The following is a 25,348-nucleotide window of genomic DNA, read 5'->3' as shown; positions in this document are numbered from 1 at the left end:
GACGAAAGCCCTGGTCAGAGAGTTTAACCGGGGCTTTTTGTGGTTCGTTCGGACGAATCGGGGCCGCATCCGGGCCGCGGCCCGTGTCTCGCGCTTCGCTGTCGTACCCCTATGGGACGATGTCTCAGAGAGACGTAACCCCATGTGGACCCAGTAGAGGTTGGCACCTTGACACCTGAACGCCGACTATGGATCGGTAACGTGTGCATCGCGGCTGCGATGTTCGTCGTCGCCGCACTTCCCATCGCGAAGACAACTGCATCGTGGGTTCTAGTCACGCTGGCTACAGTGATCGTTCTCGGTTTCGCCTTCCTCTTCCCCTGGCCAACGAGCAACGGCGGCGCACGGCGACTACTCACTGGCGTTCAGCAATCGGGCACCGGCAACCGATCTCAGGCAGCTGGCGACAAGTCGAACCAGCTGATGTCGGATGGAAACATCAATATTCACGGGAATATCGATAACGGCAAATGAGTCGAGAGACGAGCCAATCAGCGGGCGGCGGTTCGCAACAGTACGGCGCTGGACAAGACATCAATCTAAGCAACGTTGGCAACACCTTCAACATCTACGGACAAGGTATCTCGCGCGAAGAAGCTGCAGGTATCTGCCGTGAGGTTCTCCACATGTCGATGCCGGATATCACCGCCGCGGCGTTGGAGGATTTCTCTGAGCGCGGAGAGCGATTGACGCTGGCTGTGCTCGAGCGTGTTATTGCTCGCGACCCTAAGCTACTTAACAGATTTTCCGAGCCACGAATTCAGATTGCTTTGTCGGCGGCACAGAAGGGCTATGGCGAGACAGGCGATGAAGACCTGGGCGCTCTGTTAGCAAATCTTGTATCTGAGATGATATCCGAACCAGTCCGGACTCATCGGGAGCAACTTCTGCGGCAATGCGTCGACTTGGCACCGAAACTTTCTCTGTTGCAGCTCAACGGAATTGCCGTCGTCGCTAGGCTCACACTTAAGTACTATCCCAACATCGTCGACCCGCAAACCCTCTTGGGAGCGCTCGATGAAGGCCTACGCCCTTACTACGGAAGTATCCCTTCAGATTACCTAGAGTACGAATACATGCAGGCCTTGGGCGTATGGTCAGAGCGTCAAGTGACGGCCGAGGCATTCGGCGGAAAATACACTGCTTACACCGTGATTCACGGCAGTCACAGACACTCCATGTGTAAACCCTTCCGTCTGGACGAATTGCCCCCCGAGATTGTGATAGCGGAATTAGCTGGGCTGATTCAGCTCACATCGCCCGACTCGGACTTACATTTGCCATCACCCGCCCTTGCGGACGACATTCTCGAATCCAAGCGGCGAGACGGCTTTATGGGCGCGTCACGAGAGAAAAAGGAGTTGACCTCACGTGACAGGTTCGCCGACTTCGTGCGTAAACGATCGATCGACGAGGACGAGTTCGAATCGGTGGCGAAGGACTCGTTTCCCGAACTAGCGGAATTCCTAGAAACACTGACGACGTCCGGCGCTCTGAGATTCCGACTAGGTGCCGTCGGGATGATGCTCGCCGACCAAGAGCTCGCCATTCGGGACCCTGAGGGAAAAGCGCCAATGTCGGGATACTTCGTAATCGACACTAACGTCAACAATGGCAGTCGAGAAAGTGGCACATCGACGACAGACGACTAGCCACCATTTTCTTGCAACGCTTGGTCAACGACGCTGAACCACCCAACCCTCACGGTGCCACTGCACGATCGTCGAGGCCAGTGTGACAACCGCGCGCGCTTCTTCCTCTGACGGCTGGCGCTTAGAAGACACGCCGCCATGGCGATCGTGATTCGGCCATATCACGTCGAGCATCCCAACGAGCGGACTTACGTCGTGATCCTGCGCTTTGCCCGGCAGCACCAGTTTCCATTGATTACCTTGGTTACGGAGTTGACCCACGACATGCCCTAGATTTGCCTTCGCTTGGTTGGGCACTACAGCAGGGATCAGCACGTCCTCGACGGCCTTTATCGCATGGTCCCAAGCGTCGGACGGGTCGCCGTCACGGCCAAATGCATTAGTCCACGCCTCCCTGAGTTCCTCGGAGGCATCGTCCTCAGGTGACGTTGCAATCTCGTAGGTCGATTGGGTCTGGTCGGAAACGACACGGATCAGAGACCGGTTATCGTCCGCCACCGTCCAAACTGATCCCGACGTCTCTAGCAGGCGTGCGAGCGCCCTGCCGTTTGTCTCACTCCCCCGCAATTGGAGAAGCCCATCTATGAGGTCGAGAAAGTAGTCTCCATTCGCGCGGCCCAACTTGAGGAGTCCTGCGGCGACGTCATGCGCATCCCAACCTGCAGGCACGGAAGTTCGCATGAAAGATGCAAGCTCACGAATGGTCTCCGTGTTACTAAAATACCCACCCGGCCCGGAACTCAAAACCGAGTCGAACCAGTGCTCCAGTAGGTGCGTCAAATGAGGCGGTACGCCTTCGTATGGGCCATCCGGTTCTGACTTGCCCGTTCGTTGCGACAACCGTCTACGTGCCATGCACAAGAGCTTAAGTGACGTAGACGACAGTGTTTAGCTACCTTCGCAGCCGCAATACGTTCCCGCCGCTAGTCGATGTCGGCGCATCCATCGCGCCGAGCGCGCTCATGGCGTCGGTGTGGTCGTCTTCGAACAGGTGCGCGTAGACAGTGAGCGTGGTCGTGACCTTCGCATGCCCCATGAACCGGGCGATCTCCAGCGGAGCGATGCCCGCTGCCACGCACAACGACGCGTACGTGTGCCGGAGCGCGTGGAACTTCAGGTCCGCAGGTAGCAGCGCGTGGCCGGCCAGCCGGTTGGCGCGCAGCACCGCAGGCCGGAACACTGCCTTGTAGAACGTCGGGTGCCGTACCAGCTCGGTCCAGTCCAGCGCCAACCGCAGCTCCGCGTCTTGTACGTCGAGCGCTGCCAGGGCGTCTGCCTGTCGTCCGGCCTTCGCCCTGGCGGTTCGTTCGCCGTCCGCCTTGATGCCCGTCGGCCGCTCGCTTATGAGTCGCATCGCCGGGAACAGAGGTGCTGTGGGGTCGTCGGCGCGCGGATGCTCGGCCAGGTAGCTACGTAGTAGGTCCACCGTCGCCGGGGTGAGCGGTACGCGCCTGCGACTGCCGCGAGTCTTCGGCGCGACGTAACTGGCAACGCCGTCGACAACCTGCACCGTTCGTTCCACGCGCAACGTCCCCGGCTTCGGGCGCACGTTGGGGTTGATCGTCCGGGTCGGTAGTTCGACGTCCCCCACCTGCAACCCTGCCAGTTCCGCTGCCCGCAATCCGGCCCATGCGGCAATGTGGACGTAGACGTTGAACGGCCAGGGCGTCGCTGCGACGAGTGCGGCAACTTGAGTCGCGGTGAGGAACTGGGCCGGGTCGTCTACGACGCCAGCCGTGCCGCCCGTTGCGCTGTGCTCCCCAGGTAGGCGCACGTAGTCGGCCGGGTTCGTCGTTAGTCGACCATCTACCACTGCCTGCGCCAGCACCATCCGCACTAGGAAGTAGGCATGCCGCACGGTGCTCGGCTTCTTCCCCGCCCTCACCAACAGATCGACCCACTCCGAGATGCGTTCGCGTTTGATGGCGTTGAGCGGGTATCCGCCGAACACCGCGTCAATCCCCAACGCGCCCATCTCGCCTCGTCGTTCGGTTGCTGGGGCGAGGGCGTATGCGTACCCGCGTCGGGTCGTGGCTTTGAGGTCGTGGCGACTGTCGAGCCACGCTGCCGCCGCTACGCGGAACGTGACGTCGCCGGACCTCGGGTCGAACGTGGTTCCGCGACGCTGGTTGAAGTCGACGGAAGTGGCGTAGGCGTCCGCTTCTTTGCGCGTCCGGAAGCCGCCCTTGGTGCGATGCTTGCCGTCCGGCGTCCGCCACTTCACCTTGTAGTAGGGCTTGTTGTCCCGCTTGGACGTGAACCTAGAGACCGACGCCATCTCAGGCCACCCCTTCCCTACTCAGCACCCGACGAACTGTCGCGTAATGCCATCGGTAACCCCCACCCGGCGTTGCGATTCCGGCCTCATCGAGCCAGTTCGCGATAGCCTTCGGCCCCAGCCCTTCCTCGCGGCGCATGCTGACGATCTCCTTCACCACGAGCGGGTCGATGCGACTTGGCCGGCCAAGCTTCTTTCCCTCGCGCTTCGCTCGGGCCAGGCCCTCCTTGGTGCGGACGCTGATGCGTCGGCGCTCTTCCGCAGCCACGGCGAGGCGTATGTCGGCGGTGAGTCGCTGGCTGGGTTCGCCGCTGTCCGCCCCTTCCAGATCCAGCAGTCGCCAACCGTGCAACTCGGCGCGCTTGTAGAGTTCGGCGGCGTCGAGTTGGTCGCGGGTCGCACGGTCCAGTGCCCGCACCAGCAACGCATCCGCCATGCCCGCTTCGAGGGCGTTGATCGCGACGGCTCGGCCGTGCATCTCCGCGGCCTTACCGCCGCTGACCACATCGCTTGTAACAGTGAGCAACTGGTGGCCACGTTCCCTGCAATACTCTGCCAGAGAATCCCGCTGGGATCGCAAGCCGTAGCCGTTGGTGTCCTGCACAGTGGTCGATACCCTGACGTAGCCAATAACTTTCAGTGGTTGGTACTCGGCCACCTCCGGCTCGGCTGGCTGCGACTTATCGGCCAGGGCGCGGCGTAGCGCCTCCGCTCTGGACGTGGGCTTGCTCTTGGTCATCGTGTTCTCTCCTGCGTTTCGGCGTAGTTCCTGGTGGGCGGGCGTCGGAATCGCAAAACGGTCGTTACGACGGTTCCGACGACGCAGACGGTACGCCACCTAGATGCTGTCGAAACGTCCACAGTTGCTCGCTGGCAACTCATTTCGTATGCACTCCGCCCCCGTCGGGCCGGTAGAGCGTCGCTACGATCGCGGTTCTACCCAGGTACCTCCAACGCTCCCCACGTTGAACGCTGGGTCGGCCTACCGGGAAGGGTCCGCCGTCTCAGCGACTTAGCGTGGCGATGGACGTGGCCGGCGTGGGGGCAGATAGCCGAGGCGGCTCTACGCGGGGGGTTATCGACCGCCAGGCGGAAACGGCCGCCACTTCACCTTGTAGTAGGGCTTGTTGTCCCGCTTGGACGTGAACCTAGAGACCGACGCCATCTCAGGCCACCCCTTCCCTACTCAGCACCCGACGAACTGTCGCGTAATGCCATCGGTAACCCCCACCCGGCGTTGCGATTCCGGCCTCATCGAGCCAGTTCGCGATAGCCTTCGGCCCCAGCCCTTCCTCGCGGCGCATGTTTCCGAACCTCCTTCGCATCGCGGGGCCCATCAGCCAACATCTCTCGAATCAGTCGCCCAGCCTCATCGCGTGCGGGCGCGCTGGTTCTGGCGTCGCCCTTGGTTCCGTCCGCACCGACGAGTTGGTCTGCGCTTTCCTCGAGAACACCGGCCCAGCGGACGACCGGCGAGTCTGGATCGCTGGGGCTGGAACGCAGTTCGTACCCCATCGTCTTCGGTGCTCGGGCAAGGTTCCCTTTGGTGGACGCGAGGGCGTGTGTTGCGTTGGTGTTCTCGCGATCCTCGCTCGGGTCCAGCTTCGCCGCCAACAGGACCGACCTCGCGAGAGCTGTGAAGGCGATAGACCCTCCCCCACGGTGCTTCGCGCTCATACCCGTCCCCTTGTTGAGGTGGCGCACGAGGACGATCGCAGCTCCAGTTTGCTCAGCGACATCCGCGAGGGTCATGAGCGCCTTACGGTTTGCCGTATCGCTACCCGGTTTTACCGCGTCCGACATGAACGCGCTGATCGGGTCGATCACGACCAGCTTCGCGTCCACCTCGTCGATTGCGCGACGCAGCTTGGCCACATCGTCGGGAACAAGGAACGGAATCGGTTGACCGTTTGCGTCTCTCGGTCTCGCCATTGCCGAAACCAGTTGCAGGTCAGCTTTCGCCGCCTCCAGGCGCGGGACCACCGTGTCGGCTAGGTCATCCTCCACGCCCACGAGGACAACAGCAGCCGGATCGGTCAGCCCCTTCTCGTTGCGGCTAGTGTCACCACTGACGTCAACGCGTGGCCAGGGGCCACCGTTGCTCACCATCGCCGCGAGCTTCAGCGTCATGGTCGACTTGCCGACATCTGGTTCGCCCTCGAAGATCGTGAGCTTGCCCAGCGGAATCCAGGGATGCCATAACCATCGCACCTTAGTCGGGGTCACCTGAGCCAGCGACTGCGTGAACTGGCGTCCATCGGCCTGCGGCGGCGGATCGGCGCGCTGACCGCGCCGATGCAGGTAATAGACGTTGCCCTTCGGGTTGTCCGGATGCCAGACACCGCCCGGCGCAAAGGCTTCGCGAGCCAACGCCACGTCCTCAGCCGTTAAGCTCGCGGCCGGATTGTTCCTAGCCACTTTCCTGAGTGCACCGTTCATCATGCGGTCGAACTCCTCGCGCGCCACCGCCTCCCCGCCACGCTCACTCGCCACAGCATGAACAAAGGCACTCTCCACGAGGTTCAACGCTCCAGCCACGCCCGCATACTGTTCAGCGCCAAGGGCGCACAGTGCGTATGTTGCGGTCGCACAGGCGTCGTGTCGGCTAGCGCCGTCGGCTAAAGCGGTCAGGAACTCGTTGATCCTGGCGACTACTTCCGGAGCCATCTCTCCGCCGAGGAACCGGCCCCGCAGCTCCCGACCTTCTGCACTACTGCTGACTGGCAGATCCTCCACGTCGCTGCGCAACCCCTCCAGCCATCGCAGCGGGAGTTCTGGTAGCTGCTCAGGAGGCGGGAGTTGTTCACACCCCTTCCCATCCGGGCCGAAAGCTCGAACTAGGTTCCCGGAGTGATGAACCGAGGGAGGAGCGACCGAGTAGCGCAGGTGGCGCTGAAGTAGCTCAACACCGCCGTTCGGCAACCGGCCTACCCCGACCCACCCGTCAGGCACTCGGAGGAAGAGCTTCCGGCTTCCGTCTGTCCTAGCGGTCAAAGTCCAGGTGGCAGGAAGCTTGCCCCACTGGGTCTCGCACGCTGCAATCGTCTCGGCCCCGGGTTTGCCGTCGTAACAATCGACGTCAATACCGATCACCCCCAGCGGCATCCGCACTCCGAGATTCAGACCGCCGCGACGCGAAGCGTGCTTGCTGGCCCATTTCCGCAGTGTTTCAACACTATCTGCGTCAACGCCACGGTGACCAGTGACCCCGATTTCAAGGAGCGTCTTGCCCTTACTGTCCCTCTTTCCGTCCCCCAGGGGAATCGGATGCCATCCCCGTTCCATCAGCCGTTCGCCGTGCGTTACGAACTCGTCGGGTGATAGACGGTCGTAACGCCCTCGTCGCGTTGAACCGCGAGGGGTAGCCGATGCCGCCGACGTACCGTTCAGGCCCTCCCTCGCCCGCTCGGCGACGGGAACGCTCGTCTCGCGCAGCCGTTCGTCGGGACGCTCGGGATCGCGCGAGACCCTTTCGGCAGGTGGTCGGGACTCGTCGTCAGCTGTATCGAACGAGAGGTTAGGTATGCTCATAGTGCGAGTCTTTCTGTTGCGCAGATGGATTCGATACCAGGTCGCCCGCTCCCTGGATCAACGTCGCTGGCGTTCACAGAGCCTTAATCCCGGCCTCTGTGGACGTCAGTCGGCGTTTACGGGGCTGGCGAAAGCTAGAGCCACCGGTCCTCAAACCACCCGTGATCATCGTGGAAACCATCGTTGCGAAAGATGTCTAACGAGTTGTCTAAGAGCCCCAGCTCGTAGACGCCGGTCGCATCACAAAGGCACGTCGAGCAGATCGGTAGAACGTGAACTCGCTGCCCTCGGCGTACGACAACCCCGCCCCAGTCCGGCGCCCGGTCTCGTCCTGCCCTCTCACAGAAGATGCACGCTGACGCGAAGCGGTGCATCAGCCACGAGACGAGTCTTTCGACCGACCATGCCTCCTGCGGCTCTGCGTCTTTGATCGGTGAAGGACGCGTCCAAGGTTCGGTGTCCTGCGGAACATCGTCGTCGAAGTCATCGAAGTGGAAGTCATCAGAGCCCTCGTCGCCATCCTCTGCGCCCTTCTGACGCAAGTGGAGGACACTGCACGCGACGCCATGTTCGTCGCTCGATGCGTCGTCTGGCAGAGGAAGGTAGCGGACATTGTCGTACGGCAGCACCGACGCAAACGGATTCGCAACGGTCGGGAACGCAACCGGCGCACCCCCGACGCGCGGAGCAGCAGGATCATGGAGGATGACATCGATTTGCCCAGAAGCACCCACTACCGCCCGGCCAAGCAGTCCCTCGTAGGTCTGCACTCGCTCGGGCCGCAGCAGTGCTGGGTCCGTCGCGTCCCGCAGCTCTTCCGTCGTGTAGCCACCCGCGCGGAAGTTGAGCAGGCGACGCCGGGCCAAGTTCGAGTACAGATACGCCAGCAGCTCTGCGAGATTCGAGGGCTCGGGGTAGGTCACCGGCGTATCCGCAACCTCCGCAAGCACCGGCCCCACAATTGGATTCGATCTGGCCCGAGGTGAATAGTGCTTGACGTCTCGTGTGCCCGCCTCCTCCGCATCCACCTGAGGATTAGCGGTTCGATGCCGCAGAGCCAAGTTCGCCATGTAGGGCTTCGCCAGTATCTCCGCGCGGCGCTCCGGCGTCATGCTGCACCGCCCGTGCTGAGAACCTTGCGCTTCGAAGCGAACCAGGCGTCGAGGTCGCTTTCCGCATACCACCGCTGGTGAGCGAAGATCACGACGGCCAACCGGCCCGACTCGGTCTCCGTCTTAACGAATCTGGAACTGCAACGCACGCCGTACTTCTCGGCGATCCGCTCAGCGGCCGCCTGTTCGCCGCGATAGTGGGGCTCTTCCGGTTTATGCATGTTGTTGTCCTCTGTGGGAACAATGCCAGTCGACGCACGACGCACGACGCACGCCCTGGCAGAGATCGGCCAGTTGCATGCGTGGTTTGTTGTCGTCTACTTGCCTAAGCGCGCCACCCTTAACTGGGTTCCCGCCAACAGGAATGGGCGCGCCTCACTGGCGTTCACGGAGGACGGCTTAACACCTGCCGCCTCGATGGCTTCGACTGGTCCGTTCCTCCTCCGGGACGCTCGCGCGGGCCGGGCTTCTCGGGGCCGATACCTAGATCGTACCCGAACCGTTCCGGACCGGTACGCGAATTACGTTGCACACCAACAGATAAGCGTTCAACTATCACTTTCGAGTAACAAGCCCCGAGTAGGTAGCTATTGGGCGATCTCGTGAAAACGCGTACACGCGGTACTGAGGCGCGTTTCTCGCCAGTCATCCCCGCGTGTGACTTGCCACACATCCGCGCTACTACGCTCGTCGGACTCGCTTCCTCGGCAGCGGAGCGGTGGGAGGAGGAAGCAACCGAGCTTGCGCCTCGGCGGTGGTGTCGCTTGCGATTGTGCCGCGATACGTATGTCCACCCTCCACGCTCAGCGGGGTCACGGTCGGACCTGGGTTGCCCGGCATGGCGTCGCGGGCCGGACGGTAGGGGTCGGTCGTGGTGCGGCGACCATTCGCCCGCCCAGTCGAGAACTCCGATTCGCCGGGATCTCTTGGGTTGCGCATTGTGTGTCTCCTTAGATGGGTCCGCCCCCCTCGGTTGCGCTCGAGGAGGTAAGCACGCCGGACTGGGCAGGGTTCGAAAGTCGATTCAGACTGCGAACGTGGGCGGTTCGTAGTCTCCCGTCGACTTCACCTGGATCACGGCTGCCGCACCGCGACGACGGGTGCCGACTCCGAAGGATCGCTGGAGATATGAGTTCTGGAGGGGATACTTCTCCGCTCCGGGGATGATCCGCAAGCCGTGATAGGCGGCGTTGGTGTGCTGCCGAATCGCGATCGGGTTGACCTCCGAGTTGGGACCGCCCGTCGCCGCGACCGCAACGTACCCGGCCGGGATCAGGTTCGACGTGATCACGAGCGCATGACCATAACTCCCGAAGACTGGTAGTCCCTTATAGGTTTCGGGGGCCTGCTGTCCGACGACTGTCTCCTCGGTGAGGTATGCCGGAGCCGACTTCGACAGTACGAAGTCGTACTTGGCGACCGGCCCACCCGTCCGGGACTCCTCGCCGCGACGGAACGTCGCGATCACGTCTGCCTCGAACTCGTTGCAGAGAATGATGAGCTGGGCGCCGGCCACCGGGCCGTAGCCCTTGGAGGTGATGGCCTTGATTGCCAGTTCAAGATCCCCGGAGTCGATTGTGTTGGCGCCGCTGACGAGGTAGTGCGACGTGGTCTCGGGGAACTCCACGCCCATATACGGCGGCGGGGCGATCCCGTCGTCACCGGTGTAGAGGCCATAGACGGTCGTTGCGTCCTCGTTGGCGCCGGGCGTCGGATCGAACAACCGGTTCAGCACGGTACCGGTCAGCAATCGGTTATCTGCCTCGATTGCCTGGGTGAGGTTGGCGTCGAGTTGCCGAGAATCGGCGTCGCGCAGGAACTTCCAAGTAGTGCCGAGTCGCAGATCGTAGTCCGTGAAGGTATAGCCGAGGCGCAGCACGTCTGCATCGGCACGGCCCGAAACCGGGACACCGAACTCGGAGGCTTCCTCAAACTTCATCTGTGCCAACGTCTGCGGGACGGCCTCGCCACGCAGCGTCGTATAGAAGCTGAGGAGGGAGGCGATCGAGGCGCGCTCCTCGTTCCAGACCTCCAGCACCGCCGCCCACTCGTCCCAGATGACGTTGAGGTCGATGCCGTCGGCGGTGGAGTTGACGAGGACGTCGGCCTGGCTGCTGATACCTCGGCCTCGCCGGGGTTCTGCACCGAAGATGGGTGCGAGCGCGAGCTGACGGACGGGTTGCACGGACATAGTTGTCTCCCCTGTTGTTTGGGTGGCGTGATCTGAGGTTTGCTCTCGCTCCAGGCCACCAGCCCAGGGAGTTGCTACGCACCGCGCAGCGGGGTTGAGCGGATAAGATGCTGAGCCGGTCGCCTCCGACGACGGCTCGGTCCTAACGGTACTCGAAGCTCCCCCGCACACACTGCGCGTCAATACGAATTGGGATAGCGCAGCGTCGAGGGAGAAGACTGGCGGGCGTCTACCGCGGCTCCAGCGCGGAGAAGAAGTCTGGATCGACGGTGACGTCTTCAACCACACGTTCCCGCGTTTCGACGCCAAGCGCGTTCTCTTTGAGAAGTTGGCATAGCCTGTCGCCGTCGATGAGGTCTATCGGCGGCGCTCCGTCACGCTTCGACTCGTCTTGAGCGTCCTTCGTGAAAGATCCAGTGGTGATCAGCAGTCCCTTTTCGCCACGTCCCGCCATGGCGCCCCGGAAGTCGCGCACCGCAGAAGACCCCACACTGCCTCGGTACCGCTTGCATTGAAAGTAGACGGGAAAGCTCAACAGAGACAATTGGAGCACACCCATCCCGTCGATCCCGCCATCGCCACTCTTGCCGGTAACGACCACGCTTGAGAACCCTGACTCGCGGAGAAGCCTCTTAGCGAGATTCTCGAAGCCCGCCGGGGACATCTCCAGTAGTACATCTAGCAGGCGTTCCTGCCATTCCACACCTTCGTTATCTCCGCCGTGCTCGTCAGCCAACGGAGACTCCGCATCCCGCACGGCCTCCGATCGACCTTGTCGCTTCTTGATGCGGTTCTCACGCACGGTTTGGATGTACTCGGCTCGCAGTGGCTCGATCTGGGTCTCAGAAGTCACCCTGCCGAGTTCAGTCACACTCCAAACGCCGCGCTTACTGTTGGTTAGAAGTCCCATCCCCTTCAAATATGTGCGCGCCCACGCAAGGCGGTACTTGATCTCCGTAGTGGGTCCGTCGCCGTGCAGCACGTCCTGCATTTCGCGCGGGTATCCCTCACGTTCGATCACCGCTGCGTCGAGTTCTTCAATGGAAGCGGACCCTCCGAGAGCAATGACGGCCTGCAACGTCGGCCACAGCATGTCTTGGTAGGGAGGCACCTTAACGGACATGCCGACAAGCATCTCACCACGCGAGCTGTTACCGGCTCACCCGCATGCCGTTCATCCAAACGGGGCCGCACAGGGGCCGCGTCCGAGACCGAATCCCAGCCGTCCGGGACCGAATCGGAGGCGTCCCGAAGCGGGCCGAAAGCGGCCTGTTTACCAGACCTGACCAGCGGTTACGTGTACCCCGGCGAGGCGTCTACCTGCACCGACTCGAACCCACGTTCGGACCCTGAAAATTCTTCCCAAGCTGAATACGCGGGTTCGATTCCCGTCATCGGCTCCACGGAAACCGCAGGCGAGAGTCGGTTCCTACCAACTCCCCAGAACGAAGACGAGCCACGTCACGATGCCGGCCACTACTCCGGTCGCCAGGTTCGCCGCGAACACTGCGCAGAACACTCCCCACGCAGTGAGTCCGTTCTCGAGGTGACGGTGCCAGCGGAACGCTTGTAGTCCAGGCCGGCCAGCTCCGCGTCGATCATTTCTTTCGTGATCTGAGTTATTGCGGCGGTTGCCGGGCCACATCGGCCCCCGAGTTCCGCTGTTTCCCGTTGGCGCTCGTCGGACTATCGGTTCAGGTCATGGAGCATTCTCAGTGAATCCCACTGGCGCCCTTTGGGTCTGAGTTTCGACTACCGAAACCGATTACGCGGGTTCGACTCCCGTCATCGGCTCCGCCATCACGTCGACCCGCTCCGCGCGCACTAGACGCGGCACAACACCCCAACAGTCCAACAGTCCAGCACGCCGCCGTTCTGAATCTCTCGCCGTTCCCGTTCATTGGAACACCGTTGGACCGCTTGGCGAATCGCCTCCAACCGTTGCAGGAATGTATACAACCCGCTACGGTTAACTCGTCAGAGTGTTGCGCGTCACATGACCGTTACATAAGCTAACTATGCTCACACCTCGTGAAACCGGGCTTCCCCGTACGGCTTAGCGTTGAATTGCGAAGTCGCCAGCTGGGAATCCTCCCTTGCATAAATCTGCACGTGTACACAATCATCCCAACATCTAGGAAGAAGGCCTCCGGATGGATTCAGTATCCGTTCCTGCAGTCGCCGCTTCGATCGCCGTGATGGTGCTCGGCGGCGGTGCGCCGCTGGCGGCAGCGCTCATCCTCAACTGGCGCGACCGGGTCAAGGCGAAGGGTGTCGACCAGTGAGTCTGCAGACAGCCTTCACCATTCTGGTCGCGATCTACTTCGTTCTGATCCTCATCGTGGGGCTCCGCAGCAACAAGAAGATCACCACGTCGTCGGATTACAGTGTCGCCGGACGCAACATGGGTCCGGTACTGGGCACGATGACCTTCACCGCCACATACGTTTCGGCCCTGACGGTGATCGGTCTGGTCGGCTCCGCGAACGGCATGGGCCTCGCCCTCGTCCCGTACACATTCCTCGGCCTCGGCTGCGGACTGTTGTTCCTCGTCCTCATGTCCAGTCGCGTTCACCGGGCCGGCCGCACCTCGGAGAGCGTTCCCGAACTCCTGGGAAAACGCTACGGCGACAGCTCAGTTCGCGTCACTTCCGCAGGCACCATCGTGATCGCCTACTTCGTCTACCTCATCGCTCAGCTCTTCGCGGTCGGCATCCTGCTCTCCACCACGATCGGCTTCGAGGTGTGGGCGGTGATCCTGGTGGTCGGCACCATCTTCGTGCTGTACACCCTCACCGGTGGTATGCAAGCAGTCGCCCGCACCGACGCCTACCAACTCGTGGTACTCGTGGCGGCGGTTCTGATCACGCTCGTCCTGGTCATCACCAAAGTCGGAAGCGACGGCCTGAGTTGGAGCGATGGCCCCGGGTTGTCGCAGTTCCTCGGCGGCCCGGTGCCGACCTGGATGCTCGCCTTCGGTTGGGGCCTCTCGTGGGGACTCGGCGTCGCGTGCATGCCGAACTATCTGCAGCGCATCCTGTCCTGCCCGGATGTCCGGACCACCCGACTCGTGCTCGGCTGGGGATCGGCGATCTCCTTCTGGCTCGTGAACGCACCCATCCTCGTCATCGGTATCGGCATCGCGATCATCGACCCGTCCATGACGGGCGACTCGGCACTGCCGTCATTCCTGCTCACCCACGGCGGCACCATCATCGCGGCTATTGCGCTGACAGGTCTGATCTCCGCGGTGATGTCGACGACCGACTCACTTCTCCACGTGATGGGTGTGTACTTCGGTCGCGACATCGTGTGCACGCTGCGCAAGACCGCGGACGACGCGACAGCGTTGAAGCTCTCGCGAATCTCGACCGGCGTCATCGGTGCACTGGCGGTGGCCACCGCCACGTTCATGTCGTTCAGCCCGCTACCGCTGATCCTCACGTTCGCCTCGTACGCGGTCTCACTCCTCGCCGCAGGCCTGTTCGTGCCGCTGTTCATCGGACTGCTCTGGCAGGGGGCATCGAAGACCGGTGCGGTGGCGTCGATGGTTGTCGGCGTGATCGTGCTGATCGTGTTCGAGGTCCTGCGCAAGCAGGGGGTGATCGAACTCCACGGCATCGTCCCCACGCTGGTGTGCGCGATCATCGCGATGGTGGTCGGATCCTGGTGGGACGGTCGACGGGTGGAAGCGACAGCCACCGAGCCCACCACTGCTGAACAGCCGGTGGCTTCCACAGTGTGACCACCACGCGACCGGGCGGCCTTTCGCAGAGATGCGAAAGGCCGCCCCGTCGCGCCGCACGGCCCAGGCACTTTCTGATCCCCAGATCACATAAACCCGGCCCGGGGAATGCCCCCACCCCGACCACCGTTGCGCGAAGAGTCAACGACATCGTCGGAAGAGGTACAGCATGAAGATCGGGATCATCGGAGCAGGATTCATCGGCGGAACGCTGACTCGTCGACTCACCGAACTGGGACATGACGTTCGCGTGTCGAATTCGCGCGCGCCCGAGACGCTTTCAGACCTGGCAGAAGAAACCGGCGCAACGGCGGTATGGGCGAAGGACGCGGCCCGGGACGCCGACCTCGTCATCGTGTCCATCCCGCAGAAGAACACGCCTGACCTGGCCCCGGGCATCCTCGACGCTCGTAAGCCGGGTGCCCCGGTGATCGAGACCAACAACTACTACCCGCAGCAGCGTGACGGGAAGATCGCGGCCATCGAGAACGGCACACCGGAAAGCGTGTGGGTGTCCGAGCAGCTCGGTGTGCCGGTGTACAAGGTGTTCAACGGAATCTATTGGAAGCACCTGCTCAAGAAGGGTCTTCCGGACGGCGCCGAGGGTCGGATCGCGTTGCCGATCGCCGGTGACGACGCGGACGGCAAGACGATCGTGTTCAGCATCGTCGACGAGCTCGGTTTCGACCCGGTCGACGCCGGACCGCTCGCCGAGTCGTGGCGTCAACAGCCCGGAACACCCGTGTACGGCAAGGACTTCGGCGTCGACGACACGCTCGCGGCACTCAAGGAAGCCTCGCCGGAACGCACCCCGGAGTGGCGCGCCGCCTGAGCCTTCCGGCCGACGTCACCGTCGCTTCGGACGCACCCCGGGCTTTTTTCGGCCACTCTTTCCCGGGACCTTGCCCGCGGCCTCTCGCGCGGCCCGCTTCGCGGCGGCCTTCTCCTTGGCCGACCGTTTCGGCACCGGCTCGGAGTGTCCACGCGACGACGTCGCCTTGCGGCCGCGGACGATTCCGATGAACTCCTCGGCCAGCTCGGTGGTCGGGGCCGGCCACAACAGACCGACGGTGCCGGTCGGAGCGTCGGTCACCGGGCGGTAGACGAGGTCTTTGCGGTGATGTAGCCGCGCCAATGACTGAGGCACGAGAAGGGCACCGATGCCGGCGGCCACGAGTTCGATTGCGTCGCCGGTCGTTTCCGGACGGTGCTCGACGGCGGTGCCGGGACGGCCGGCTGGATCGTCAAAGCCTGTCGCCGGCTCGTCGAGCGGCCACAGGATCTGTTCGTCGGCGAGGTCGGCGAGGGTCAGTTCGTCACCCGCGGTGAGCACATGATCCTTGGGAACCACGACGACAGTGGTCTCCTCGTACAGTTCGATCGTGTGGTGTGGCCCGGCATCGCCGTGCCGCAGAGCGTCGGGCAGACGGGTGATCGCCATCTGCACACTTCCCTGGGCGATGGCCCCCGCACACTCGGCGACCTCGAGGGCCACGAGCTCCAGCGGGACGTCGGGTTGCCGTTCCTCCCAGATGCGGACCCACTTGCCGGGGGTCACGCCGGGGACGTATGCCAGTCGGAACGTCGAAGCCCCAGAATCGCCTGCCCGGTCGGGTGTGCTCACGACCAAAGGCTACCGCCCGATACCCTGGGGGAATGAGTTCGCAGTCGATGAAGCCGGCCACCGCCGCCAAGAAGCTGGACGTGTACCTGCCGGCGACCCCCGCGGAGTTCCGCGAGGGTTCCATCACACGCGCCGAGCTCGCCGCCCTGCAGGCCGACCCGCCGGAGTGGCTGAAGACCCTCCGGGCCGAGGGACCGCACCCGAAGAACCTGGTCGCGGCCAAGCTCGGTGTCTCCAACTCCGCCCTGGTCCGCAACGGGATCGCCGAGGCGCTGACCACCGCACAGATCAACGACCTGCTCGCCGAGATGCCCGAGTGGCTCGCCGCCGAACGCGCCACGCAGGTGGAGGTCCGCCGCGAGGAACGACGCGTCAAGTCACTCCACGAGGACCGTCGTCGGGACCGCGAGGAAGCCGAGAACGCCGACAACTGACCGGCGGATTCCCGCCCCGGTCATCGCACCGAGCGTCGCCCCGGCACCACGAGTCCGCACTCGTATGCCGCCACCACCAACTGCGCCCGATCCCGCGCGCCGAACTTCGTCATCGACCTGTTCACATGGGTTTTCGCGGTCAACACGCTGATCTGCAGGCGGTCGGCGATCTCCGCGTTGCCGAATCCCTCGGCCACCAGCACCACCACCTCCCGCTCGCGCGGGGTCAACGTCCCGACGACCGCGGACTCCGCGGCCGATCCGGCCGCCGGGCGAGACAGGAAGTGGCTCACCAGCATCTGGGTGGCGGTGGGAGACATCAGCGTGTCACCCTGCGCCACCGCGCGTATCGCGTCCAGGAGCTCCTGCGGTGAGGCGTCCTTGCCGATGAAACCGCTTGCGCCCGCGCGTAATGCGGCGGCGACGTTGTCGTCGTATTCGAAGGTGGTCAGCACCATCACCCGGGTCCCGCGAAGCAGCGGGTCCGAGGTGATCGAGCGGGTGGCCGCGATGCCGTCGATGCCGGGCATCTGTATGTCGGCGACCACGACATCCGGGTGGAAGCGTCGGGCCGCACGAACGGCCTCGCCGCCGTTGGTCGCCTCGGCGACGACCTCGAGGTCGGGTTCGGTGTCAACGAGTAGGCGCAGGGTGCTGCGGAACAGACCCTGATCGTCGGCCAGGACGATCCGGATGGTCATCGACATCTCCTCTCACGGTGGCCTCGCGATCAGCCGATCCACCACCGGCCGGCAGGGCGGCGTCGACGACGAACAGGTCGTCCACCCACCGCACGTCGAGCGTCCCACCGACCGCGACGACCCGTTCACGCATGCCGATCATCCCGAGCCCGGGCAGGTCACGGGCGTCCCGACCCCCCTCGCCTGCACGGGCGTCGTCGGGGCGCAACCGATTCTCGACGACGATCGCGACGGCATCGTCGTCGTATCGGCAGCGCACCGCGACCGGCGTCCCGGGCGCGTGGCGGACCGCGTTGGTGAGCGACTCCTGGATCACCCGGTAGGCGACCTGATCCACGTCGTCGGGCAGCGGCCGCTCCTCGCCCGACACGGTCACCACGACCGACGCTCCGGCATTGCGGTACACCTCGACCATGCCCGGCATGCTCGACATCCCGGCACCCGGCTCGGGGACCGTCAGCGAATCCCGACGGAGCATCCCCACCGTCGCCTTGACCTCGCTCAGCGCGGCACCGGCGATGTCGTGCATCTGCGCGAGCATCTGTTCGGCCACCTCCGGGCGGGCGTGCACGAGTCGCCGCGCGGTTCCGATCTGCAGGTTGATGGCGGTCAGATGGTGCGCGACCGCGTCGTGGATGTCGCGGGCGATACGCATCCGCTCGGCGAGCACGGCCTGCGCGGCCTCCACCTCCCGCTGTGACTCGGCCGCCTCCGCGCGTGCCTTCATGGCCTCGAGGTACCCGTTGCGAGCACGACCCAGCGCCCCGACGCACATGCCGAGGAACAGCCAGCCGACGGCGCCGATCCGTTCGACCGGTAACCAGTCGTCACCCCAGATGAACGATGCCGCGAGGAGCGCACCGGCTGCGGCCGCGGTCACGGTCATCGCCCGACGCATCGGATATCGGGAGGCGATGGTGTACAACGCGATTGCCGGAGGCAGGCTCATCGCCGAGTTGAACGAGCCGGTCGCCACGATGTAGATCACCGCTCCGGCGGTCGTTCCCGCCACCGACACCAGTGGCGCGCGATTCTTCGCCACCAGGAACGCCGACGCCGCGACGCCCAGCAACGCCGCCTCGAGACTCGTGTCACCCGGGCCGCCCCGCTGGACCACCCGCAACGCCAGCACCGTGCCGACGGCGACCAGCCCGGCGACGACCACCGACGAGATGAGCGGACGACGACGGGCGAATCGCACCCACCGTTCGTCGAGGTCCACGCGCAGCAGATTACCGCTGATCAGGGCTACGCACCTGTGGTCTGATCACCCGCGGCGATCCGTCTCCATCTCCGTCTCCTACGGTCCCCCTAGCCGCAATCGCGGCAAATGCGACATACGCGGTATGGATCGTCTACTACGTCCGCAGTACGCGAGGGCCGTTACCAGTCCGAATGGTTGGGGCGTCCGGGAACCCTGCACGACGACGCACCGCCGGGCCACCGATCCTCGGTACGCTCCGGAACGTTCCCGGCTCGCGACCTCGGCGGGTCAGCGCGTGCTGCGAGGAGTTCCCGTGCGACTTCCAAGAATTCCGGTCACCCTACTGGCGACGATGGGTGCGATCGCCTCGTTGTGCATCGTCGGCGTCTCGGATGCGTCAGCTGCACCCGGTGATGTGGCCGGCACCGTGGTCGCCGACGGTCCGGCACGGGCGTGGGAGGTGCGCGCCTGGATCACCGGGACGGATTCGTCGCCGGTGCGCAGCGCCGGTGTCGCGCGGTCGGATCGGTCCGGTCGTTTCACTCTCCGACCCACCGCACAGCCCGGCACGGACGACGCCTTCTACGTGACCGCCACCCCGGCGGGACAACCGAACTCCTTCACCGCCCTCGCCACGATCTCCCCGACCCTGCCCTCCCGCCTGACCGTGAACGAGCTGACCACCGTGGCAACGGGTTACGCGATGGCACAGTTCGTCGACGGCACTCGCATCAGCGGCCTGGCACCGGGCGTGCGCAACGCGGCGTCGATGGCGGGCAACCTCGCCGATCCGACCAGCGGCCGGATCGGTTCCACCCTCGCCTCAGCACCGAACGGTGCACAGACGTCGACCCAGGCCGCGTTCCTCTCGCTGTCCAATGCGCTCGCCGCCTGCACCTCGTCACCCGAGGGTTGCGCTGCTCTGCGGTCCGCGACGACGACCCCGCTGAGCGGCCGGCCGTCGAACATGGTCGAGGCGATGGCGAACATGGCGAGAAGCCCGGAACACAACCCCGCCGGACTGTTCGGGGTCGCACTGCGGAGACCCGCTCGCGCCGGGGCACTTCCGCTTCCGCCCGCCGCCTGGACGCTGGCCCTCCGATTCGACGGTGGCGGTGGACTTCTCGCCGGCCCGGGCAACTTCGTCATCGGCGAGGGCGGCGACATCTGGGTCAACGCGAACTACGAGTACAACGCCGACCCGCGAACTGCGGTGTGCGGCAGCAAGTACCTGTTCCGTTTCGGGCCCGACGGAAAACTCGTCGGCGGACGCCCGATCACCGGCGGCGGCCTCAGCGGCGCCGGTTACGGCATCACCCGGGACCACTCCGGCGACATCTGGGTGAGCAACTACGGCTTCGCCGCACCGGAACCGGGCTGCCCCGCCGACCGCCAGCCGCCACACAACTCGCTGTCGAAGTTCAGCGCGCAGGGTGAAGTTCTCTCTCCGCCCGCCGGTTTCACGCAGGGATCGATCAGCTGGCCGCAGGGCATGACCACCGACCGCACCGGATCGGTGTGGACCACCAACTGCGCCACCAACTCACTGACCGTCTTCCCCGACGGCGACCCGAGCCGCGCCCGCAGCATCAAGGTCGGCGTGAAGCAGCCCTTCCATCTCGTCGACAACGGCCGGGCCCTCTTCGTCAGCGGCCTACAGAGCAGCTCGATCGCGATGCTGGACCGCTCCGGACGACCGTTGCGAACCCCGATCACCGGACCCCACGTCGACAATCCGCTGGGCCTGGCCACCGATGCCCGCGGCAACGTGTGGATCGCGAACTCCGGGGCCATCACGCTGCCGTGTCCCGACCGTCCCACCGGCACAGGATCGTTCGGTTCCGTGTCCGCTCTGGGCCCGACGGGCAAGACCCTCGTCGGGCCGCTGCGCGGCGGTGGCATCACGATCCCGTGGGGCATCACCACCGACGGCGACGGCAATGTCTGGGTCGGCAATTTCGCCGGCAAGCGCGTCTCGAAGTTCTGCGGCGCGAACGCCGCCACCTGCCCGCCCGGCAAAAGCACCGGCGACGCCATCTCCCCGGACGTGACCGGTTACTTCTTCGACGGGCTCGCGCGCAGCACCGGCATCATCGTCGACCCCGCGGGCAATGTCTGGACCACCAACAACTGGAAAGAGGTCCCGCTCCAGACCAACCCGGGCGGACTCCACATCGTCGCCCTGGTCGGTGCTGCGGCACCGGTACCGGTGCGCTGACCGGGCACCCTTCGCAGACGCAGAGCACCTCACATCGGGGACGCAGGTGTGACCGACATCGCGTCTTCGTGTCCGATTTGTGGAACTTTGTCACAGAATTCGCGCTAATTCGCGTGACTAACGGAAGCGTGCAGGTCACGCTTGTCTCTCGCGCCGGAATCGGGGACCAGTGCAAAACTGGTACTCAGTAACTAGTGTTAGTCACTAACACATGTGACGCGACCGTCGCATGTCGCACCACCGGTCGGCGCCGACGCCGACCCTGCGCTCGAAAACCGAAAGGGTTCACACGCCATGGCGTCGCTTCTGTTCAGGCTGGGGAGTTTCTCCTTCCGGCACAAATGGGCCGTGATCGCGGCCTGGCTGGCCGCGATGATCGCGGTCGTCTCGCTCGTCGGCGTCCTACAGCCGAAGTTCGCCCAGGACTTCAGCCTCCCCGGAACCGACTCCGGCACCGCGACCGAGCAGGTCGAGGAGTACTTCCCGCAGGTCATGAAGGAGCAGGAGCGCGCCTCCACGAGCATCCTCGTGGCCGCCGACGACGGCCTGCAGAACCACACCGAGCAGATCAACAAGCTGGCCGAGGATCTGCGCACGCTGCCCGATGTCATCGCGCCGGAAACCGTGGTGAACCCGGTCGTGGCCGCTGCCGTCGACCCGGCGATCGCGCCCTCGGTCCTCGGTGACAACGGTCGCGTCGGCCTCATCCAGGTCCGTCAGAACATCACGGTCATGGACCTGACGACCGAGAACAAGGAAGAGCTCGTCAAGATCCTCGACGAGAACCGCGGCAACGGCCTGCAGGTCGAGGCCACCGGCGCCCTGATGCAGGTGATGGAACAAGGTGGCGCCGCCGAGCTGATCGGTTTCGCCATCGCTTTCGTGGTCATGATCGTCGCCTTCGGCGCCCTGATCGCCGCGTTCATCCCGCTGGTGACCGCCATCGTCGGCGTCGCGATCACCATCATGCTGCTCACGCTGTCGGCGGAGCTGCTCTCGATCAACCAGTCCGCGACCGCAATCGTCACGATGCTCGGCATCGCGGTGTCCATCGACTACGCGCTGTTCATCGTGTCCCGGTACCGGGCCGAACTGAACCGGGGTGGTGATGCGGCCGATGCCGCCGGCCGCGCGGTCGGAACGGCCGGATCAGCGGTCGTGTTCGCAGGTCTCACGGTCATCATCGCGGTCGTCGCCCTCGTGGTCATCGGCATCCCGATCATCACCCAGATGGGTGCCGGCGCCGCGGTGGCGGTCTTCATCGCCGTCTCCGCCGCACTCACGCTCATCCCCGCTCTCCTCGGCGCGTTCGGCCGCTTCGCCTTCCGCCCGAAGATCCCGTGGATCAAGCACGCCGAGCAGACCGAGGACGGCGACACCCTGGGTGTCCGTCTGGGCCGCACCGTAGTCAAGGCCCCGATCCCGTTCATCGTCATCGGCCTGTTCGCTCTCGCCGCCGCGGCCATCCCCGCCACCAAGATGGAGCTGGGTCTGTCGCTGTCGACCGAGGACGAGGCACCGGCACAGGCATTGCTGAGCAAGGGTTTCGGTGAGGGCATCAACGGCCCGCTGCTCGTCGTCCTGCACGATGACGACGCCCCGATCGCGCCCGTCGCGAACGAGGCCGTCAAGCACATCGCCGGGCTGAAGGACGTCGTCAACCCCGGCTCCCTCACCTGGATCGGCAACGAGGGCGGGCAGAACGGCAGCACCGCACTCATCACCGTGACACCGAAGAGCGCACCCTCGTCCGAGGCGACGCACACGCTGATGGAGAACATCCGTGCGTACTCACCGGTCGTCGACAAGCAGGGCGCCGAACTGCATGTCGGTGGACAGACCGCGATCATGTCGGACCTCTCGCAGAAGCTCAACGACGCGCTGATCCCCTACCTGATCGTCGTCGTCGGGCTCGCGTTCCTGATCATGATCGGCGTCTTCCGCTCCCTGTGGGTGCCGCTGATCGGCACGGTCGGCTTCATCTTCTCGGTCCTCGCGACCTTCGGCATCACCGTCGCGATCTTCCAGGAGGGCTGGTTCGGCATCATCACGAACACCCAGCCGATCATCTCGTTCCTGCCGATCTTCCTGATCGGAGTGGTCTTCGGCCTGGCGATGGACTACCAGGTGTTCCTGGTGACCCGAATGCGCGAGGAGTACATCCACGGCATGACCGCGAAGGAGGCCATCGTCGCGGGTTACCGTCACGGCGCTCGTGTGGTGACCTCCGCCGCGATCATCATGATCAGCGTCTTCGCCGCGTTCATGCTCTCGCCGGAGACGACGGCCAAGATGATGGGCTTCGCCCTCGCCTCGGCAGTCCTGTTCGACGCCTTCGTGATCCGCATGCTGGTCGTCCCGGCCGTCATCGCGATGCTCGGCGACCGCGCCTGGGGTCTGCCCAAGTGGCTCGACAAGCTCGTCATCAACTTCGACATCGAAGGCGAGTCGGTCCGTCACCGCGGACTCACCGATCCCGACGAGACGAAGACGCCGGTACCGGCGAGCTGACCGTGTCCAGCGCTCCATCCACCACCGACGCCCCGGGCAACAGCCCGGGGCGTCGGCCCGGGTTACGTGAGCAGCAGAAGGCGCGGACCCGCAACACGATTCGCGAAGCGGCGCTTCGCCTCATCTCCGAACACGGCTATGCGAAGACGACCGTCGAGCAGATCGCCGAGGCCGCGGGCGTCTCCCACACGACCTTCTTCCGCTACTTCCCCACCAAGGAACAGGTGGTGATCGGCGGAGAACACTTCGAGACCGAGGCCCGAGCGATCGTCGAGTCGATGCCGCCCGGACTCGGCCACTTCGACCTCATCCGGCGTCTGTTCACCGAACTCCACCGCCTCACGGTCGACGACCCGTGGGTCGGCAATCCGCTTCGGATGCAGCTGATCCGGTCGGAACCCCTGCTGCAGAAAACCTTCCAGGCCGAGTCCGAGCGGATGATGACCGGGATGCGGCAACTCATCGCCGACCACCTCGGTCGCGACGCCGACGACTTCGCCCTCGGCGTGTTCCTCGACGCGGTGGCCGGGGTGACCTTCCGACTCGCGACCGAAGGCGACGACAACCCCGCGGATCTGCAGATCGAGACGACCCTGCGGGCGATCGATCTTCTCGAACAGGGGCTTCCGCTCGACTGACTACGTCGCCGGTCCAACTGTGGACGGCGTATTTCGAGGGCGTTGTCAGGGGCGCATTTTCGTGACGGCTTCCGATGCAGTTCCCGAAAGCCACAGTGCACGGGCATGACCCAACCTACGATGAGCTGATCCTTGCAGGAGGGATCAGCATGCGCCCCACCCGACACCTCCAGATCAGGCTCTGGCCACGTACTCTCGCGGTCTCCGCGCTGACACTGGTCTTGGCCGCGACGTCGTTGATCGTGGCATCACCGCCGACGGCCCGGGGTTTCGCCGAGGACATCTGCTACACGCCGGGAGCACCACCTCACAACTGCGCACCGTTGCCGTTCGCCTGCCCGCCGAACAACGGCGACGATCCGTTGTGCGGCATCCGCGGCGCCATCCGTTACGGCTACACGCTGCAGCAACCGCTCGGCGGACGCAGTCTGGTGCACACCGATTCGACGTACATCATGGCGCGTAAGGTGGGCTTCTCGCTGCAGGACGCCTATTGGATCGCCGCCTACAGCGAGGCCACCGACCTCGGTACCTTCGCGCCCCGTGACATGCGCAGCAACAAGGTCCCGAACGCAGCCGCGTTGACCACCAAGGACATCAGCGGTCTCGTGCGCACTCACTTCAACACCGGCGGGTTCCTCTTCCACGTGCTGCCGACGATGCGTGGTCCGCGATCGCCGGTACCGAACGGGTTGCGACCCAACGTGAACGATCCGCGGCACGAGGTGATGCTCACCCACATCCGGCGCTGGGCCATGGAAGGCCCCGGCAGCGACGCACCCCTGTGCACCGGCGGTTTCACCGACCGGACCGCGCGCGGCGACTTTGCCACCGGAACAACGTGTTACGGCGGGCGCAACAACCCGGCCCAGATCACCGGGCAGTACAGCGTCGCCTATCCGGTCACGCTCCCCTTCCAGAACGTGACCGGCCGCCAGGTCATCACCGACGGGGTGACCTCGGAGCGATTCGACTCCTACGTCGGTAAGCAGTCGGCCAACGCGCGTATCGGCATCTACATCCACGCCCTCGGCGACCGGATCTCGCACCATACGTGCACCGACCGGGCCACGATGACCCCACCGACGCCGCGACACCGTGCCTTCGACATCGACCTGCTCGATCGCGCCTGCAATCAGGGACCGCATGCGGTGCGCCACGAATACGAGACCGGCGTGGACTTCCACGATCTCGCTGCGGAGGACCGCACCACCGAGGCAGCCCTCTCGATGGTCTACGACGAGCTGGTGAACTTCGCCCGCGAGCGCGGGGTGCTGAACCCGGCGGCCACGAGCCCGGCAGCGAAGACCACGGTGGTCACCAACGGCCTGATCCCCGCACTCGAGCGGCGCAATCCCGAGGCCCGAATCCGCGCGGTGACCGCGGTCGGTTGCGGTCTCGGCGTGCCGGCGTTCCCGGGTAGCCCGGCCTGCTGAATCCGACCACTGACGGTCACGGCCGTTCGTCCGGCGAAGGAACATCTAGGATCGTGGGGTGATCTCGGACAGC

21 protein-coding genes and 1 pseudogene are annotated in these 25,348 nt (G+C 64.5%); 10 read left to right on the top strand and 12 right to left on the bottom strand.

All coding sequences use genetic code 11. From position 1 onward, the window contains the following. Positions 1–201 precede the first annotated feature (201 nt). Together GOALK_RS23800 and GOALK_RS02380 are read left to right on the top strand one after the other, a co-directional pair. Complete coding sequence (locus GOALK_RS23800) at positions 202–474, top strand: hypothetical protein (protein ID WP_157139122.1); 273 nt, start codon at positions 202–204, stop codon at positions 472–474. Continuing rightward, a complete protein-coding gene (locus tag GOALK_RS02380; protein ID WP_006357190.1) occupies positions 471–1,652 on the top strand; it encodes an LPO_1073/Vpar_1526 family protein in 1,182 nt (393 codons plus the stop codon). Before GOALK_RS23800 ends, GOALK_RS02380 begins: the two co-directional genes overlap by 4 nt. Before the next feature lie 24 nt (positions 1,653–1,676). Here GOALK_RS02380 and GOALK_RS23795 read toward each other — a convergent pair whose 3' ends face one another. The 9 genes from GOALK_RS23795 to GOALK_RS02345 all read right to left on the bottom strand — a co-directional run bounded on the left by GOALK_RS23795 (position 1,677) and on the right by GOALK_RS02345 (position 11,899). Further along, positions 1,677–2,150 carry a hypothetical protein gene (locus tag GOALK_RS23795; protein ID WP_157139121.1) on the bottom strand — a complete coding sequence of 158 codons (474 nt, stop codon included), beginning with the start codon at positions 2,148–2,150 and terminating at the stop codon, positions 1,677–1,679. A gap of 394 nt (positions 2,151–2,544) precedes the next feature. Continuing rightward, positions 2,545–3,930 (bottom strand): site-specific integrase, encoded by a 1,386-nt coding sequence (locus tag GOALK_RS02375; protein WP_006357188.1) that lies wholly within the window; start codon positions 3,928–3,930, stop codon positions 2,545–2,547. Position 3,931: 1 nt separating this feature from the next. Then, positions 3,932–4,669 (bottom strand): recombinase family protein, encoded by a 738-nt coding sequence (locus GOALK_RS02370; RefSeq protein WP_006357187.1) that lies wholly within the window; start codon positions 4,667–4,669, stop codon positions 3,932–3,934. A gap of 427 nt (positions 4,670–5,096) precedes the next feature. Then, on the bottom strand, positions 5,097–5,234 hold the full coding sequence (locus tag GOALK_RS23240) for a recombinase family protein (protein WP_232283133.1): 138 nt from the start codon (positions 5,232–5,234) through the stop codon (positions 5,097–5,099). Further along, positions 5,182–7,215: an AAA family ATPase gene (locus GOALK_RS24725; RefSeq protein WP_157139123.1), complete on the bottom strand. Its 2,034-nt coding sequence runs from the start codon at positions 7,213–7,215 to the stop codon at positions 5,182–5,184. The genes GOALK_RS23240 and GOALK_RS24725 overlap by 53 nt, the downstream gene beginning before the upstream one ends. Before the next feature lie 380 nt (positions 7,216–7,595). Beyond that, positions 7,596–8,573, bottom strand: coding sequence for a hypothetical protein (locus GOALK_RS02360; RefSeq protein WP_006357185.1), 978 nt, complete (start codon positions 8,571–8,573; stop codon positions 7,596–7,598). Further along, positions 8,570–8,794 carry a hypothetical protein gene (locus GOALK_RS02355; protein ID WP_040003930.1) on the bottom strand — a complete coding sequence of 75 codons (225 nt, stop codon included), beginning with the start codon at positions 8,792–8,794 and terminating at the stop codon, positions 8,570–8,572. The genes GOALK_RS02360 and GOALK_RS02355 overlap by 4 nt, the downstream gene beginning before the upstream one ends. Before the next feature lie 803 nt (positions 8,795–9,597). Further along, on the bottom strand, positions 9,598–10,764 hold the full coding sequence (locus GOALK_RS02350; RefSeq protein WP_006357181.1) for a hypothetical protein: 1,167 nt from the start codon (positions 10,762–10,764) through the stop codon (positions 9,598–9,600). A gap of 229 nt (positions 10,765–10,993) precedes the next feature. Then, positions 10,994–11,899, bottom strand: a complete 906-nt coding sequence (locus GOALK_RS02345; RefSeq protein ID WP_006357180.1) for a restriction endonuclease — start codon at positions 11,897–11,899, stop codon at positions 10,994–10,996. 1,018 nt (positions 11,900–12,917) lie between these two features. On the opposite strand from GOALK_RS02345, the gene GOALK_RS24465 reads away from it, so the two are divergent. The 3 genes and pseudogenes from GOALK_RS24465 to GOALK_RS02335 form a co-directional block, all read left to right on the top strand. Next, positions 12,918–13,049: a hypothetical protein gene (locus tag GOALK_RS24465; RefSeq protein WP_006357179.1), complete on the top strand. Its 132-nt coding sequence runs from the start codon at positions 12,918–12,920 to the stop codon at positions 13,047–13,049. Beyond that, entirely contained in the window at positions 13,046–14,509 is a 1,464-nt protein-coding gene (locus tag GOALK_RS02340) for a sodium:solute symporter family protein (protein ID WP_006357178.1), read from the top strand. The genes GOALK_RS24465 and GOALK_RS02340 overlap by 4 nt, the downstream gene beginning before the upstream one ends. 148 nt (positions 14,510–14,657) lie before the next feature. Continuing rightward, positions 14,658–15,341 (top strand): annotated as a pseudogene (locus tag GOALK_RS02335) (NADPH-dependent F420 reductase); the annotation flags it as partial. A gap of 15 nt (positions 15,342–15,356) precedes the next feature. On the opposite strand, the gene GOALK_RS02330 reads toward GOALK_RS02335, so the two are convergent. Beyond that, positions 15,357–16,139, bottom strand: a complete 783-nt coding sequence (locus GOALK_RS02330) for a LysR family substrate-binding domain-containing protein (RefSeq protein ID WP_006357176.1) — start codon at positions 16,137–16,139, stop codon at positions 15,357–15,359. Between the two features lie 41 nt (positions 16,140–16,180). On the opposite strand from GOALK_RS02330, the gene GOALK_RS02325 reads away from it, so the two are divergent. Beyond that, positions 16,181–16,567: a DUF5997 family protein gene (locus GOALK_RS02325; protein ID WP_006357175.1), complete on the top strand. Its 387-nt coding sequence runs from the start codon at positions 16,181–16,183 to the stop codon at positions 16,565–16,567. A 20-nt stretch (positions 16,568–16,587) separates the two neighbouring features. Here the strand turns inward: GOALK_RS02325 and GOALK_RS02320 are convergent, their stop codons facing one another. Then, on the bottom strand, positions 16,588–17,268 hold the full coding sequence (locus GOALK_RS02320; RefSeq protein ID WP_006357174.1) for a response regulator: 681 nt from the start codon (positions 17,266–17,268) through the stop codon (positions 16,588–16,590). Beyond that, positions 17,201–18,490 (bottom strand): sensor histidine kinase, encoded by a 1,290-nt coding sequence (locus GOALK_RS02315; RefSeq protein ID WP_006357173.1) that lies wholly within the window; start codon positions 18,488–18,490, stop codon positions 17,201–17,203. Before GOALK_RS02315 ends, GOALK_RS02320 begins: the two co-directional genes overlap by 68 nt. Before the next feature lie 295 nt (positions 18,491–18,785). On the opposite strand from GOALK_RS02315, the gene GOALK_RS24120 reads away from it, so the two are divergent. The 4 genes from GOALK_RS24120 (at position 18,786) to GOALK_RS02295 (ending at position 25,275) form a co-directional block, all read left to right on the top strand. After that, entirely contained in the window at positions 18,786–20,690 is a 1,905-nt protein-coding gene (locus tag GOALK_RS24120; protein ID WP_232283132.1) for a Vgb family protein, read from the top strand. Positions 20,691–20,984: 294 nt separating this feature from the next. Beyond that, positions 20,985–23,201 carry an MMPL family transporter gene (locus GOALK_RS02305; protein WP_006357171.1) on the top strand — a complete coding sequence of 739 codons (2,217 nt, stop codon included), beginning with the start codon at positions 20,985–20,987 and terminating at the stop codon, positions 23,199–23,201. Between the two features lie 2 nt (positions 23,202–23,203). Further along, positions 23,204–23,839, top strand: coding sequence for a TetR family transcriptional regulator (locus tag GOALK_RS02300; protein WP_006357170.1), 636 nt, complete (start codon positions 23,204–23,206; stop codon positions 23,837–23,839). Between the two features lie 149 nt (positions 23,840–23,988). Then, a complete protein-coding gene (locus GOALK_RS02295; RefSeq protein ID WP_006357169.1) occupies positions 23,989–25,275 on the top strand; it encodes a hypothetical protein in 1,287 nt (428 codons plus the stop codon). Positions 25,276–25,348: the final 73 nt, after the last annotated feature.

The organism is Gordonia alkanivorans NBRC 16433, from assembly GCF_000225505.1.
GTDB lineage: Bacteria > Actinomycetota > Actinomycetes > Mycobacteriales > Mycobacteriaceae > Gordonia > Gordonia alkanivorans.
This window is presented reverse-complemented; position numbering and strand designations above follow the sequence as displayed.

Bases quoted from the DNA above. Each gene is read 5' to 3' on its own strand.
- GOALK_RS02380 (WP_006357190.1), top strand. From the start codon at position 471: ATGAGTCGAGAGACGAGCCAATCAGCGGGCGGCGGTTCGCAACAGTAC.
- GOALK_RS02375 (WP_006357188.1), bottom strand. From the start codon at position 3,930: ATGGCGTCGGTCTCTAGGTTCACGTCCAAGCGGGACAACAAGCCCTAC.
- GOALK_RS02370 (WP_006357187.1), bottom strand. From the start codon at position 4,669: ATGACCAAGAGCAAGCCCACGTCCAGAGCGGAGGCGCTACGCCGCGCC.
- GOALK_RS23240 (WP_232283133.1), bottom strand. From the start codon at position 5,234: ATGCGCCGCGAGGAAGGGCTGGGGCCGAAGGCTATCGCGAACTGGCTC.
- GOALK_RS24725 (WP_157139123.1), bottom strand. From the start codon at position 7,215: ATGGAACGGGGATGGCATCCGATTCCCCTGGGGGACGGAAAGAGGGAC.
- GOALK_RS02360 (WP_006357185.1), bottom strand. From the start codon at position 8,573: ATGACGCCGGAGCGCCGCGCGGAGATACTGGCGAAGCCCTACATGGCG.
- GOALK_RS02355 (WP_040003930.1), bottom strand. From the start codon at position 8,794: ATGCATAAACCGGAAGAGCCCCACTATCGCGGCGAACAGGCGGCCGCT.
- GOALK_RS02350 (WP_006357181.1), bottom strand. From the start codon at position 10,764: ATGTCCGTGCAACCCGTCCGTCAGCTCGCGCTCGCACCCATCTTCGGT.
- GOALK_RS02345 (WP_006357180.1), bottom strand. From the start codon at position 11,899: ATGCTTGTCGGCATGTCCGTTAAGGTGCCTCCCTACCAAGACATGCTG.
- GOALK_RS24465 (WP_006357179.1), top strand. From the start codon at position 12,918: ATGGATTCAGTATCCGTTCCTGCAGTCGCCGCTTCGATCGCCGTGATG.
- GOALK_RS02325 (WP_006357175.1), top strand. From the start codon at position 16,181: ATGAAGCCGGCCACCGCCGCCAAGAAGCTGGACGTGTACCTGCCGGCG.
- GOALK_RS02320 (WP_006357174.1), bottom strand. From the start codon at position 17,268: ATGACCATCCGGATCGTCCTGGCCGACGATCAGGGTCTGTTCCGCAGC.
- GOALK_RS02305 (WP_006357171.1), top strand. From the start codon at position 20,985: ATGGCGTCGCTTCTGTTCAGGCTGGGGAGTTTCTCCTTCCGGCACAAA.
- GOALK_RS02295 (WP_006357169.1), top strand. From the start codon at position 23,989: ATGCGCCCCACCCGACACCTCCAGATCAGGCTCTGGCCACGTACTCTC.